This is a genomic window from Ruania suaedae, from assembly GCF_021049265.1.
GTDB lineage: Bacteria > Actinomycetota > Actinomycetes > Actinomycetales > Beutenbergiaceae > Ruania > Ruania suaedae.
This window is the reverse complement of record NZ_CP088018.1, coordinates 21,579-34,054: the sequence shown is the minus strand read 5'-3', so window position 1 is coordinate 34,054 and position 12,476 is coordinate 21,579. Positions and strand designations below refer to the sequence as shown.

The following is a 12,476-nucleotide window of genomic DNA, read 5'->3' as shown; positions in this document are numbered from 1 at the left end:
ACTCTACGACGCGCCGTCGAGTCCATTCTCCCGATTCTGCTCGGAGCGGTTCCGTGCCGTGCGGGTGCGCCACCAGCGCCAGAGCGCGACCGCCACCGCACCCACCACCCCGATCGCGAGCGCCACCAGGACCGGTGGGCCGGCAGTCCCCGGCGCCATCGCGGCGGCGAGCACGTCCAGCCCCGATCCGATCCGCTCACCGACCTCGGCGTTGCGGTACCCGGCCACGTAGGAGATGGCCGTGAGCACCGCCGGCATCACCCACAGCACCACCAGGCTGAGCACCCACGCCGCGATCTTGGCGCTCAGCCGGATCCCGCACCAGGCCAGGGCCAGGCCCACCAGCACGGCGGGCAGCCATCGCAGGCTCCCGACGGTCTCGACGAGCCCGGGTGCGGCAGTCGAGGGGTCCGCGGCGAACAGGTACTGGGCCCACGCACCCACCGGCGCGGCGGCCAGGGACATCGCGATCGCCACAGCACCCCGGCGCCCCCGGCCGACGAGGCCGAGGACGAGCACGGCGGCGAACGCGCTCAGGATGGTCCATGTCAGCACTCCCGCGAGATAGACCGTCGCCCGGGCGCTCTCCTCGAGACCGCCGGCGAGCACGAGGCCGCTCGGGACACCCACCGCCAGGAAGCCGGCGAACATCCCTACCGCGGTGAGCAGCGTGGAGCGACGGCGCCGCTGTCTCGGTTCGAGGCGAGCGAGGAGGCCTGACAGCAGTCCGGCGGTGACGAGCATGCCCAGCAGCGGCACCAGGTAGTACTGATTCAGCGGCAGCAGGGCCAGCGGCATCTGCTCGGGAGCGGTCCGGGCCGCCCAGAGGTTCTGCAGCGGCAGCCGAGGACCCGAGCGCAGCCACGGCAGCAACCCGATGACGACCGTCACCAGGCCGGCCGGAGCGTAGACCCACAGGGGCAGCAGGCGCTCGCGCGAGCGGGGCGCGCGCTGGGCCGGGTCGGGCGAGGTGCTCACCCCGGCGCTCCTGGCTGCGGTCTCATCCCTCGATCGTGACATGTCTGGTGCCGCCACACCCGCCGGCGCCACGCCCGCCCACCCGTGACGGGCGAGACACGCCCGCGCAGGTCTGCAGCAGCATCACCCCGCAGACTCACGGATCCGTGTCGCTGCGGTCAGGGAGCGAACAGGGTGGTGGAGAAGCTGTACCGGCTGGCGCGGTAGATGTGGCGGCCGTGCTCGATCGCGCGGCCGGTGGAGTCATAGGCGGTCCGCTCCATCGTCAGCACCGCGGCCTTGGGCTTGTCCTCGAGCAGCCGGGCCTCGGCAGCGGTGGCCGACCGGGCCCCGATCTGCTGGTGGGCCATGTGAATCTCCAGCCCGGACTCGCGCAGGGCGTGGTAGAGCCCCATCTCGCCGAGCTGCTCATAGGAGGGGGCCAGCTCGAGCGCGATGTAGTTGGTCATCAGGGCGAGCGGCTCACCATCGGCCTGCCGGAGCCGGCGGACCGTGACGATGTCCGAGCCCGCGGGCACGTCCAGCGCGTCGGTGATCTCCGCGCTACCGGGAGCCACCGAGTACTCCAGCACCGAGGTGCTGGGCTTCCGGCCGCTGCGCTCGAGATCGTCGTACAGGCTGGACAGGTCCACGCGCCGCCGCACCCGCACCGGCGCCACCTGGGTGCCCACGCCGCGCTTGCGCACGAGCATCCCCAGCTCGACCAGCTCCTGCAACGCCCGGCGCGCGGTCGGCCGGGAGACCCGCAGGCGTTCCGCGAGCGCGATCTCGTTCTCGAGCCGCTGCCCTGGCGCCAGCGCTCCGCCCTCGATCGACTGCTCGATCGCCGTGGCGAGCTGGTGGTACAGCGGTACTGAGCTGGTGCGGTCGAGCTCGACCCGCACCGTCGCTGCCTCGTCGGAGCCCATCCACACCCTCCAGGTTCTCGGTCACGTCAGTGCGAGCATACAAAGTATCGCTGACAGATGCATTTGTTAGGACAATCGTCTGGTCAAAGTGGGCGATGTACGGCACAATCGAGGGCGGATCGAATGAGTACGTCCGCGCGAAAGGGATGAGGCACGCGGTGAACGTCATCACCATGGGGCGCTCCGGCGTCGACCTCTACCCGCTCCAGACCGGCGTCGGCCTGGAGCAGGTGGAGACCTTCGGGAAGTTCTTGGGGGGGAGCCCGACCAACGTGGCCGTGGCCTCGACGCGGCTGGGGAGCCCCGCCGCGGTCCTCACCGGTGTGGGCGACGACCCGTTCGGGCGCTATGTCCGGGCCGAGATGCGCCGCCTGGGCGTGGACGACCAGCTCGTCGTGACCGACGCCGACCTGCCCACCCCGGTCACGTTCTGCGAGATCTTCCCCCCGGACGACTTCCCGCTGTACTTCTACCGGCGCCCGAGTGCACCGGATCTGCAGCTGCGCGCCGAGGACATGCCACTGGAGCAGATCGCGGCCGCAGACCTGTTCTGGGTCTCCGGCACCGGTTTCTGCATGTCACCGAGCCGGGAAGCCCACCACGCTGCACTCGCGCACCGCGGCGCCCACGGCACCGGAGCCCACACCGTGCTGGACCTGGACTACCGGCCGATGTTCTGGCCGGAGCCCGGCGAGGCAACCGCGCAGATGCAGCAGGCCCTCGCCCACGCGAGCGTCGCCGTCGGGAACCGCGAGGAGTGCCAGGTGGCCGTCGGGGAGACCGAGCCCGAGGCCGCCGCCGATGCGCTCCTGGCCGCAGGTGTCCGGCTGGCGATCGTCAAGCAGGGGCCGGCAGGCACGCTCGCGAAGACGGCCACCGAACGCGTGGTGGTGCCGCCGACCGAGATCGACGTCGTGAACGGGCTCGGCGCGGGGGACGCCTTCGGTGGCGCTCTGGTGCACGGCCTGATCAACGACTGGCCGCTGCAGCGCCTGATCGAGGCTGCGAGCGCCGCCGGGGCCATCGTGGCCTCCCGGCTGGAGTGCTCCACCGCGATGCCCACGCTCGCCGAACTCGAGGCAGTGCTGGCCGGGACCCCGGTCACCGAGGTCAACGCGCAGGCCGGCCGATGACCGGCACCATCCCAGGGCCCACCATGACGCCTGCCGCCCAGCCCACCATCGCCCAGCTGCCGCTGATCCGCGCCCACGAGCCCGAGCGGATCGCCGCCACCCTCGCCGCACGCCGCCCCGGCCGACGCCCGCGCTCCGGCGAGCGGCTGATGATCATCGCCGCCGACCACCCCGCCCGCGGATCCCTGGGGGCAGGGCCGGATGCGATGGCGATGGCCGACCGCACGGATCTGCTCGGGCGATGCCTGGAGGCGCTCTCCCGCCCGGGCGTGGACGGCTTCCTTGGTACCGCCGACCTGATCGAGGACCTCGCGCTCCTGGGGGCCCTCGAGGGCAAGCTCGTGTTCGGCTCCATGAACCGCGGCGGCCTGCCCGGGGCGGTGTTCGAGGCCGACGACCGGTTCACCGGCTACGACGCCTCCGGGATCGCCACGGCCGGCCTGGACGGCGGCAAGATGCTCCTGCGCATCGCCCCGGACAACCCCGGCACGATGCACACGATCGCCGCCTGCTCCGGTGCCGTGAACGACCTGGCCGAGCGCGGGCTGACCGCGATGGTGGAGCCGTTCTGGAGCTACACCGAGCACGGGCGGTTGCGCAACGACCTCACCCCTGACGCCGTGATCCGGTCGATCGCGGTCGCCGCCGGGCTGGGGCGCACCTCTGCCCACACCTGGCTGAAGCTGCCGGCCGTGCCCGAGCCGGAGCGCGTCATGGCCGCCACCACGCTGCCCAGCCTCGTCCTCGGCGGGGAGGTCTCCGAGGACCCCGACGCCGCCCTGGCCACCTGGGAGGCCACGCTCGCCTGCCCGAACGTGCTGGGCCTGGTGGTCGGGCGCAGCCTGCTCTACCCCCCGGACGGCGACGTGGCCGCGGCCGTCGATGCCGCCGTCGGGCTGCTGTGAGCACACTGGTCCCGAGCAACTCGAGGAGGATGTGGCGATGACCGACACCGATCTGCTGGTCCCCGCAGGAAGCGCACCGAACGGCCCGTTCGGGCTGGATATCACCCCCGAGCGCGCCGGCTGGGGCTACTCCGGGCTCAAGACGCTGGAGCTCTCGGCCGGCGCGAGCGCGCCGGTAGCGCTCGGCAAGGACGAGGCCATCGCACTGCCGATGGCGGGCGGCTTCGAGATCGCCGTCGAGGGGCAGACCTTCCACCTGCAGGGGCGCCCCGACGAATTCTCCGCCGTCACCGACTATGCCTATCTCGGGCGCGGCACCACCGCGCAGATCACCGCCACCGGCGACGGCGGCCGCCTCGCCCTGGCCACCGCCCGCGCCGAGGAGACCCTCGCCAGCTCCTACCGCCCGGCCGAGGAGGTGCGCCTGGAGCTGCGCGGCTCCGGCAGCGCCTCCCGGGAGGTGCGCAACTACGCCCTCGGCAATGCGGTGAGCACCGACCGGCTGCTCGTGGTGGAGGTCATCACCCCGGGCGGCAACTGGTCCTCCTACCCGCCGCACAAGCACGACGTGCACTCCGAGGACGAACGCGTGCTGGAGGAGATCTACCACTTCCGCTTCCGCTCCCACGCCCTCGGCGCCCAGACCGGCGAGGGCGTGGGGTACCACCGTCAGCACGGCACGCCCGAGCGTCCGATGGACCTGCTCGCCGAGGTGCGCTCCGGCGACACGGTGCTGGTGCCGCACGGCTACCACGGGCCCTGCATGGTGCCGCCGGGCTACGACATGTACTACCTGAACGTGATGGCGGGCCCGGAGCGCGACGGCACCTGGAAGATGACCGACGACCCGCACTACACCTGGGTGCGCGAGACCTGGGACGGTCAGGCCTTCGACTCCCGGCTGCCGCTGGCGAAGGAGCAGTCATGACCGAGGCTTCGCAGGACCCGCAGGCGACCGTGCGCCTCACGGTCGCCCAGGCCCTGGTGCGCTTCCTGTCGGTGCAGTACACCGAGCGCGACGGCGTCCGGCAGCGGGCCATCCCCGGCGCCTTCGGGATCTTCGGCCACGGCAACGTGGCGGGCGTGGGGCAGGCACTGCTGCAGAACGCGCTGGATCCTGCCGAGGGCGAGGAGGCCCTGCCGTACTACCTCGTCCGCAACGAGCAGGCGATGGTGCACTCCGCCGTCGGGTTCTCCCGGGCACGGCGTCGGCTGCAGACCTTCGCATGTACAGCCTCGATCGGCCCCGGCTCGACGAACATGGTCACCGGTGCGGCCCTGGCGACGATCAACCGGGTGCCGGTGCTGCTGCTGCCCTCGGACACCTTCGCCACCCGCCGGCCCGACCCGGTGCTGCAGCAGCTCGAGAACCCAGGATCGCCGGACATCTCGGTCAATGACGCGTTCCGCCCGGTCTCGCGGTTCTGGGACCGCATCACCCGGCCCGAGCAGCTGATCGCCTCGCTGCCACAGGCGATGCGGGTGCTCACCGACCCGGCCGAGACCGGCGCGGTGACGCTGTGCCTGCCGCAGGACGTGCAGGCGGAGGCGCATGACTTCCCGCTGGCGCTGTTCCGCGAGCGCACCTGGCACGTGGGCCGGCCGGTGCCCGAGCCCGCGGCGCTGGAGCGGGCCGTGACCGCGATCCGCTCCGCCCGGCGCCCACTCGTGGTGGCCGGCGGCGGGGTCAAGTACTCCGAGGCGAGCCAGGCGCTGATCGCCTTCGCCGACGCGACCGGGACTCCGGTGGCGGACACCCAGGCCGGCAAGGGCGCCATCCCGGGCGAGCACGCGTGCGCCGTCGGGGGGGTCGGCTCCACGGGGTCGGCCGCGGCGAATGCACTGGCGGCCGAGGCGGACGTCGTGATCGGCGTGGGCACGCGCTACACCGACTTCACGACGGCGTCCCACACCGCCTTCGCGAACCCGGACGCGCGCTTCGTGAACCTCAACGTGGCCAGTTTCGACGCCGCGAAGCACAGCGCGGAGATGCTGGTGGCCGACGCCCGCGAGGGGCTGGAGGCCCTGACCGAGGCCCTCGCCGGGCACCGGGTGAGTGAGGAGTACGCCACCGAGGCGAGCAGGCTCGCCCAGGAGTGGGCCCGCACGACGGTTGAGCTCACCACCACCCGCAACGCCCCCCTTCCCGCTCAGGTCGAGGTGTTCGGAGCGCTCAACGACCTGATGGGCGCCGAGGACGTGGTGGTCAACGCGGCCGGTTCGATGCCCGGGGACCTGCAGGCGCTGTGGCGCGCGGCCGGCCCGGACCAGTACCACCTGGAGTACGGCTACTCCTGCATGGGGTACGAGATCCCGGCGGCGATCGGGGTGCGGCTGGCCCGGCCCGAGCGCGACCGTCAGGTGGTGGCGATCGTCGGCGACGGCACGTACCAGATGATGCCGACCGAGCTGGCGACGATCGTGTCCGAGGGCCTGAAGGTGATCGTGGTGGTGCTGCAGAACCACGGGTTCGCCTCGATCGGGGCGCTCTCGGAGTCGGTGGGCTCGCAGCGGTTCGGCACCGCCTACCGGATGCGGGATGACTCAGGCCAGCTAGCCGGCGAGCATGTGGGCGTGGATCTGGCCGCGAATGCCGCGAGCTTCGGGGTGCGGACGGTGTCGGCCTCCTCGATCGAGGAGTTCCGGGCGGCGTACGCCGATGCCGCCGCGGCACCCGATGCCACGGTGATCGTGATCGAGACCGACCCGGTCGGCCCGAACCCGCCCGCGACGAACGGCTGGGACGTTCCGGTGGCCGAGGTGTCCAGACTGGAGAGCACCCAGCGTGCGTACGAGCAGTACGCGACGCTGCGGGCGAAGCAGCGCCACTACCTGTAGCAGTGGCGCCGCTGCGTGCCCTGCTCAGGGGACGGTGTACCCGGCGGCCCGGTAGAGCTCGTACCACTCGGCGCGGGTGAGCGGGAGGTCCGAACCCTGCGCGGCGGCGATCACCCGTTCCGGTGTGGTGGTGCCGATGACCACCTGCATCTGCGCCGGGTGCCGGGTGATCCACGCGGTGGCGATGGCGATCGCCGGCACGTCGTACTTCGCGGCGAGTCGGTCGACCACAGCGTTCAGCTCCGGGTAGCGCTCGGAGCCGAGGAACGGGCCGTCGAAGAACCCGGCCTGGAACGGTGACCAGGCCTGGACGGTGATGTCGTGCAGGCGGCAGTAGTCGAGCAGGCCGTCGTCGCGGCTGATCGACTGGTCCAGGCCCTGCATGTTGGCCGCCACGCCCTGCGCCACCAGGGGCGCGTGGGTGATCGAGAGCTGCAACTGGTTGGCCACCAGCGGCTGGCGGACCGACTTCTTCAGCAGGTCGATCTGCCGGGGGGTGTGGTTCGAGACGCCGAAGTGCCGGACCTTGCCCGCCTCGGCGAGCTCGTCGAAGGCGCGCGCCACCTCGTCCGGTTCGACCAGGGCGTCCGGGCGGTGCAGCAGCAGGATGTCGATGTAGTCGGTGCCGAGCGCCTCGAGCGAGCCGTTGACGCTGTCGATGATGTGCTCGTAGGAGAAGTCGAAGTACGGACCGTCCGGGACGATGCCCGCCTTGGTCTGAATGGTCAGCTTCTCGCGGTCGGCCGGGCTCAGTGCCATCGCCTCGGCGAAGCGTCGCTCGCAGCCGTGCACACTCGAGCCGTAGACGTCGGCGTGGTCGAGGAAACTGATGCCCTGGTCGATGGCGGTCTGCACCAGGGTGCGCACCTCCTCGTCGGACTTGTCCTGGATACGCATCAGGCCGAGCACCACGTTCGGTGCGCTGATATCGGTACCGGGCAGGGTGAAGGTCTTCATCGAGCTCCTTGCTGAGAGCGGGTGGGGAACAAATTGTCAGGCGGCGGACAGGCGCGCGACCTGCTCGGAGGAGAGCTGCACGTCGGCGGCGCCGACCGAGTCGAGGATGCTCTCCGGGCGGGAGGATCCCGGGATCGGGATCACCACGTCGGCGAGGGCGAGCTCCCAGGCGAGTGTCACCTGGTAGACGCTGACGCCGAGCTCGTCGGCGACGGACTGGAACGCGGAGTGCTGCTCGCCGAGCTCTGCCGCCTTGGCGATTCCTCCGAGGGGGCTCCAGGGCAGGAAGGCGATACCGAGGCGCGCGCAGTGCTCGAGCTCGCCCTGGCTGGAACGGAACCGCGGGGAGAACTGGTTCTGCACGCTCGCCAGGCGTCCGCCCAGGATCGCGTTCGCCTCATCGATCTGGGCGATGTCGGTGTTGGAGATCCCCGCCATCTGGATGACGCCCTCGTCGAGCAGCTCGGCGATCGCGCCCATCGAGTCCGCGAACGGGACCTCGGGATCGGGGCGGTGGAACTGATACAGGCCGATCGCCTCGACGCCGAGCCGGCGGGCGGAGTCCTTGGCGGCGGCCTTGAGCCGCTCCGGTCGGCCGTTCTTGGTCCACGAGCCGTCCCCCGGGCGCTGCGTGCCGCCCTTGGTGGCCACCAGCACCTCATCGGGCCCGACGCGGCGCTCGCGCAGGGCGCGGGCGACGAGCTCTTCGTTGTGGCCCTCCTCGCCGGCGTCGCGGTGGTAGGAGTTGGCGGTGTCGATCAGCGTCACCCCGGCGTCGAGCGCGGCGTTGATGGTGGCGATCGACCGGTCCGGGTCGGGCCGGCCCTCGATCGACATGGGCATCGCGCCCAGCCCGATGGCGGACACGCGTCGGTCACCGATGGTGCGTTCGAGCATTCCGATCTCCTCTGCGAGACGACTACGACGGAGGGTCACCGCCGACTCCCCAGCCTAGGACGCCCTCCTCCCGTTCGCCCGATCGCTGCCGGACCGGGCGAGCGGCGTCTCAGGCGCTGGCGGCGGGAGCCCCGTACCGCTTGGCCGCCCGCTCCTTGGCCTTGGCCGCCTCCACCTCACGGTCCTTCGGTGGCGCGTGGGTGACCAGATCGGCGAGCAGGTGCTCGGTGATGTGGGCGATGTCAGCGACCGCCTGGTCGAAGGCGACCTGATTGGCCATCGACGGCTTGGTCATGCCGCTGACCTTGCGCACATACTGCAACGCGGCAGCGCGCACCTCCTCGGAGGAGGCGTGCGGCTCGAAGTTGTGGAGGGGGCGGATGTTGCGGCACATAGCGCGAGCCTAAGCAGGCCGGCGCCGCGTGGCTAGTCATGGGACGACGACGGCACGCCCCCGCAGCGTTCCCTCGTGCAGCCGGTGATAGGCCTGCGGCGCCTCGTCCAGGGAGAACGTCTCCACCTCCACCGAGACCTGGCCGGCGCGGGCGAGCCGGAGCACGTCCATCAGTTCCGACCGGCTTCCCCAGTAGGGCGAGCGGATCGTGGAGTCGTAGGGGCGGGCCAGCATGCCGACGTCGGCCTTCGTGGCCCCGACGCCGACGAGCACCAGGTCGGACTCGGTGCCCAGCAGCGACAACCCGAGATCGACCGTCGGCTGGGCCGCGACGAAGTCGAAGACCGCGGCCACCTTCGCGCCGTCGACGGCGTCGCGGATCCTCTCGGGCGCGTCCTCGTCGGAGGTGAAGACGTGGTGGGCGCCGACCTCACGGGCCAGGTCGAGCTTGTCGTCGTCGATGTCGAGGGCGATCACGGTGGCCGGGGTGAGTGCTCGCAGGATCTGGATGGCGACGTGCCCCAGGCCACCGGCGCCGATCACGACGGCGACCGTCCCTGGCGTCAGCTTCGCCAGCGATCCCACGATGGCGTGGTACGGCGTCAGCCCGGCGTCGGTGAGGGCGACGTTACGGACCGGGTCCAGGTCGCCCAACGGCACGAGATGGCGCTGATCGCGGACCAGCACGTACTCGGCCATCGCACCGTCGCTGCCCAGGCCGGGCGGGGTGATCCCGAGCTCGGCGGCGCGCGGGCAGTAGTTCTCCTTGCCCTGAGCGCACTCGTAGCAGCGCCCGCACCCCTGCGGACCGTAGATGGCGACGGCGTCCCCCACCTCGACGGCGTCCACGCCCTCCCCGAGGGCGTCCACCACACCGGCGCCCTCGTGCCCGAGGGTCATCGGCAGCGGGTAACCGAACTGGGCGTACTGCTCCTCGGACAGACCCATCACGAAGGAGTCGGAGTGGCACGCACCGGCAGCGCTGACCTTGACCCGCACCTCTCCCGGGCCCGGCTCGGGCGTGGGCACCTCCCGGATCTCCGGCGGGCGGCCGACCTCGACGTACTGCAGTGCCTTCATGGGGTCCCTCCTCGATCGTGAAGCCGGACGCGGCCTCTCGATCGGGTGCCGCGCCCTCCCCCGATTCTCGCGCCCATGGCCGCTTCCCGCAGTCTGAGCGCGGGCTCGCCTCAGGCCGTGGCGGGGGCGGGCCCCTGGGCGGGCTCGGTGCGCCGCCGAGGGCGTAGACCGAAGGGGAGCGCCAGGATCAGCGCGGCGACGAAGGCGGCACTCACGCCGACGGCCACTGAACCGGGCTCGTCGGCCAGCCGAGCCACTGCGATCCATGCCACCCCCCACGCCATCGCGCCGGCGACCGCGAATCGGCCGCCGAACCTGCGGGCGTAGATGATGGCGAGGACCAGCACCGCGAGCAGTACCCCGATGCTGATGATCTCGGCCCTCGTACCGGTGGCCGCCATGTCGCCGGCGGCCAGCGCTGCCGCGATGTTGGCGCACGTGGCCACGGCCACCCAACCGAGGTAGAGGCCGAACGTGCCGTCGACCACGGCGAGCTCGATCCAGGAGGTGCGGGGGTGGGCGTGCAGCCGCGCCAGCACGATCTTGAGCACGATCGCCAGCGCCAGGATCACGGGCACGCTGGCCCACAGCCACCCCAACTGGATCGTCACCAGCCAGGCGCCGTTGAGCAGCAGGGAGGCGGCGGCCCACCAGCCGATCGCACGGCCGCGCACCCCGGAACCCGGCGGCAGCCACTGCCAGATGACGTAGCCGGCCAGGCCGACGTAGATGACGGACCAGATCCCGAACGCCTGCGTGCCCGGGGCGATCAGCGTGGCATCGGCCGCGAGAGCGCCCCCGGCGGCCTCCGAGACCGGTGTTCCGCCGAGCGCTCCCACACCGTAGGCGGTGGCGAGCGCGCACAGCAGGGCGCAGACCGTGACGGCGAGGCGACGACGCAGATCCTGACTCACGTCGCTCACCGTATCCGGCAGGAGGCCTCCGCCGCACCGCAAGTTACGGGTGGTCGCTGCGGCGCACCTCGTAGACGAGCCTCGCGAACTGTCCGAAAGCCGTCGCCGAGACCAGGCGGAGCCGGTCGGACTCGAGCCTGCGGGGCAGCACCGGCGCCCCGCCGGTGAGCGCGACCGGCGCCACCGACAGGCAGATCTCGTCGAGCGCCCCGATGTCGAGGAACTGCCCGGCCAGGTCGCCCCCGCCGACCACCCAGATGTCACCGTCGCCGGCCGCCTCCCGGATGCGTGGAAGCACGTCCGCCACCGAGCCGGAGACGAACCGGACGTCGGCCCCCTCGGGGATGGGCAGGTCCCGGCTCGTGAAGACGAACGTCGGCCGCTCGCCGTGGAACTCCTTCCACTTCTCGGGGTGGGCGAGTACGTCCTCCTGGCCGAGCAGCCACTCGTAGGTGGTCGAGCCCTCCACCAACACGCTCGACCCGGACGGGAACAGGCCCTCGTCCGGATGCTCCCCGCCGTCCACCTCGAACAACCAGCTCAGGGAGTTGTTCTCGTCAGCGATCCAGCCGTTCAGCGTCGTTGCCGTGTCATACAGAATGCGTCCCATGTCCAGCACCTTAGGACCAGGCACCGACAGCGGCCCGCCCGATAGCCGCCATCGACCGATCGAGGCCGGTGCTCGTGTGAAGTTCGCTTGACACGGACCCGGCCAGGCATGTCAACTGTGCTTGACATTGAAGGAGGTCGACGATGAACCATTCACCTGCCACCGCCCGTGAGTCGCTGCGGTGGGGCCGCTCTCAGTGGGGAAGCGCGCGTCCCCGCCCGGCCGCGTGGTGGCATGCCGGGCCGCTCGGAGCGCTCGCCGCCGTCGTCCTCGGCGTCGTCTTCAGCCTGATCGGTTTCGATGCCGATCATCGGTGGCTGGCCTTTGGTGTCAGCACGCTGTGTTTCACCGGCCCGGCGCTCGCCCTGGCGTGGGCGGTGGTGGTCGATCGCTCCACGATCCGCGGTGCAGTGGATCGTCCGGAGGAGTCGGTGGAGAACATCTGGTTGGACAAGGCGACCCAACGCGCGCTCTACGACGCCTTCATACTCGCCGGTGCCGGTGCCGCCGTGCTGAGCCTGACGCGCTGGGAGGTCCCGGGCGCTACGGCGCTGATGGTCCTCGCCGTCCTCATCGCTGTCGATGTCGCCGCCCGCTACGCACTCGCCCGCCGAGCCGGCTGACGCGTGCAGAACTCAGTCGCTGTCCGCCGGAAGGACAGGGGTTGGTCCCAGCACCATCTTGCCGACCTGCTCGGGGTCTCCCGTCAGACCGTCATCTCGATCGAGAAGGGTCGCTTCGACCCCTCCCTGCCGCTCGCGTTCAGGCTGGCCGCAGCGTTCGGCTGCCGGATCGAGGACCTCTTCGAGCCCTGACCCGTCCGACCAAAGTTCCGGGCACCGACCCACGTCGCAGCTTCGGT

At 71.4% G+C, this 12,476-nt stretch carries 14 protein-coding genes; 6 read left to right on the top strand and 8 right to left on the bottom strand.

Features of this window, described 5'->3' with window-relative positions; all coding sequences use genetic code 11:
• Positions 1 to 3 precede the first annotated feature (3 nt).
• Both LQF12_RS00160 and LQF12_RS00155 read right to left on the bottom strand, forming a co-directional pair.
• The gene (locus tag LQF12_RS00160) at positions 4 to 978 is read right to left on the bottom strand and encodes a hypothetical protein (protein ID WP_231053991.1); all 975 of its coding nucleotides are present in this window, start codon (positions 976 to 978) and stop codon (positions 4 to 6) included.
• A gap of 158 nt (positions 979 to 1,136) precedes the next feature.
• Positions 1,137 to 1,886: a GntR family transcriptional regulator gene (locus LQF12_RS00155; protein WP_231053990.1), complete on the bottom strand. Its 750-nt coding sequence runs from the start codon at positions 1,884 to 1,886 to the stop codon at positions 1,137 to 1,139.
• 146 nt (positions 1,887 to 2,032) lie between these two features.
• Between LQF12_RS00155 and iolC the strand changes: the two genes are divergently transcribed.
• From iolC to iolD, 4 genes are read left to right on the top strand one after another with little or no spacing between them, the layout of a single operon-like run.
• The gene (gene iolC / locus LQF12_RS00150; RefSeq protein ID WP_231053989.1) at positions 2,033 to 3,019 is read left to right on the top strand and encodes a 5-dehydro-2-deoxygluconokinase; all 987 of its coding nucleotides are present in this window, start codon (positions 2,033 to 2,035) and stop codon (positions 3,017 to 3,019) included.
• Entirely contained in the window at positions 3,016 to 3,924 is a 909-nt protein-coding gene (locus tag LQF12_RS00145; RefSeq protein WP_231053988.1) for a Cgl0159 family (beta/alpha)8-fold protein, read from the top strand. The genes iolC and LQF12_RS00145 overlap by 4 nt, the downstream gene beginning before the upstream one ends.
• Positions 3,925 to 3,961: 37 nt before the next feature.
• On the top strand, positions 3,962 to 4,852 hold the full coding sequence (iolB, locus tag LQF12_RS00140; protein WP_231053987.1) for a 5-deoxy-glucuronate isomerase: 891 nt from the start codon (positions 3,962 to 3,964) through the stop codon (positions 4,850 to 4,852).
• Positions 4,849 to 6,762, top strand: coding sequence for a 3D-(3,5/4)-trihydroxycyclohexane-1,2-dione acylhydrolase (decyclizing) (gene iolD, locus LQF12_RS00135; protein WP_231053986.1), 1,914 nt, complete (start codon positions 4,849 to 4,851; stop codon positions 6,760 to 6,762). Before iolB ends, iolD begins: the two co-directional genes overlap by 4 nt.
• Positions 6,763 to 6,786: 24 nt before the next feature.
• On the opposite strand, the gene LQF12_RS00130 is transcribed toward iolD, so the two are convergent.
• From LQF12_RS00130 to LQF12_RS00105, 6 genes are all read right to left on the bottom strand, one after another.
• On the bottom strand, positions 6,787 to 7,719 hold the full coding sequence (locus LQF12_RS00130) for an aldo/keto reductase (protein ID WP_231053985.1): 933 nt from the start codon (positions 7,717 to 7,719) through the stop codon (positions 6,787 to 6,789).
• A gap of 36 nt (positions 7,720 to 7,755) precedes the next feature.
• Positions 7,756 to 8,616 (bottom strand): aldo/keto reductase, encoded by an 861-nt coding sequence (locus LQF12_RS00125; RefSeq protein ID WP_231053984.1) that lies wholly within the window; start codon positions 8,614 to 8,616, stop codon positions 7,756 to 7,758.
• 109 nt (positions 8,617 to 8,725) lie between these two features.
• A complete protein-coding gene (locus LQF12_RS00120) occupies positions 8,726 to 9,010 on the bottom strand; it encodes a DUF2277 domain-containing protein (RefSeq protein ID WP_231053983.1) in 285 nt (94 codons plus the stop codon).
• A gap of 36 nt (positions 9,011 to 9,046) precedes the next feature.
• On the bottom strand, positions 9,047 to 10,090 hold the full coding sequence (locus LQF12_RS00115; RefSeq protein ID WP_231053982.1) for an NAD(P)-dependent alcohol dehydrogenase: 1,044 nt from the start codon (positions 10,088 to 10,090) through the stop codon (positions 9,047 to 9,049).
• Positions 10,091 to 10,200: 110 nt separating this feature from the next.
• Positions 10,201 to 11,004: a TspO-related membrane protein gene (locus LQF12_RS00110; RefSeq protein ID WP_231053981.1), complete on the bottom strand. Its 804-nt coding sequence runs from the start codon at positions 11,002 to 11,004 to the stop codon at positions 10,201 to 10,203.
• Between the two features lie 43 nt (positions 11,005 to 11,047).
• The gene (locus tag LQF12_RS00105; protein ID WP_231053980.1) at positions 11,048 to 11,614 is read right to left on the bottom strand and encodes a dihydrofolate reductase family protein; all 567 of its coding nucleotides are present in this window, start codon (positions 11,612 to 11,614) and stop codon (positions 11,048 to 11,050) included.
• Between the two features lie 143 nt (positions 11,615 to 11,757).
• Here LQF12_RS00105 and LQF12_RS00100 point away from each other — a divergent pair, with 143 nt between their 5' ends.
• Both LQF12_RS00100 and LQF12_RS00095 read left to right on the top strand, forming a co-directional pair.
• Positions 11,758 to 12,237 carry a hypothetical protein gene (locus LQF12_RS00100; protein WP_231053979.1) on the top strand — a complete coding sequence of 160 codons (480 nt, stop codon included), beginning with the start codon at positions 11,758 to 11,760 and terminating at the stop codon, positions 12,235 to 12,237.
• Between the two features lie 3 nt (positions 12,238 to 12,240).
• Positions 12,241 to 12,429, top strand: a complete 189-nt coding sequence (locus tag LQF12_RS00095; protein ID WP_231053978.1) for a helix-turn-helix transcriptional regulator — start codon at positions 12,241 to 12,243, stop codon at positions 12,427 to 12,429.
• Positions 12,430 to 12,476: the final 47 nt, after the last annotated feature.

Coding starts and splice junctions, on each gene's coding strand:
- LQF12_RS00115 (WP_231053982.1), bottom strand. CDS start 10,090: ATGAAGGCACTGCAGTACGTCGAGGTCGGCCGCCCGCCGGAGATCCGG.
- LQF12_RS00155 (WP_231053990.1), bottom strand. CDS start 1,886: ATGGGCTCCGACGAGGCAGCGACGGTGCGGGTCGAGCTCGACCGCACC.
- LQF12_RS00120 (WP_231053983.1), bottom strand. CDS start 9,010: ATGTGCCGCAACATCCGCCCCCTCCACAACTTCGAGCCGCACGCCTCC.
- iolD (WP_231053986.1), top strand. CDS start 4,849: ATGACCGAGGCTTCGCAGGACCCGCAGGCGACCGTGCGCCTCACGGTC.
- LQF12_RS00100 (WP_231053979.1), top strand. CDS start 11,758: ATGAACCATTCACCTGCCACCGCCCGTGAGTCGCTGCGGTGGGGCCGC.
- LQF12_RS00105 (WP_231053980.1), bottom strand. CDS start 11,614: ATGGGACGCATTCTGTATGACACGGCAACGACGCTGAACGGCTGGATC.
- LQF12_RS00145 (WP_231053988.1), top strand. CDS start 3,016: ATGACCGGCACCATCCCAGGGCCCACCATGACGCCTGCCGCCCAGCCC.
- LQF12_RS00125 (WP_231053984.1), bottom strand. CDS start 8,616: ATGCTCGAACGCACCATCGGTGACCGACGCGTGTCCGCCATCGGGCTG.
- LQF12_RS00130 (WP_231053985.1), bottom strand. CDS start 7,719: ATGAAGACCTTCACCCTGCCCGGTACCGATATCAGCGCACCGAACGTG.
- iolB (WP_231053987.1), top strand. CDS start 3,962: ATGACCGACACCGATCTGCTGGTCCCCGCAGGAAGCGCACCGAACGGC.
- iolC (WP_231053989.1), top strand. CDS start 2,033: ATGAGGCACGCGGTGAACGTCATCACCATGGGGCGCTCCGGCGTCGAC.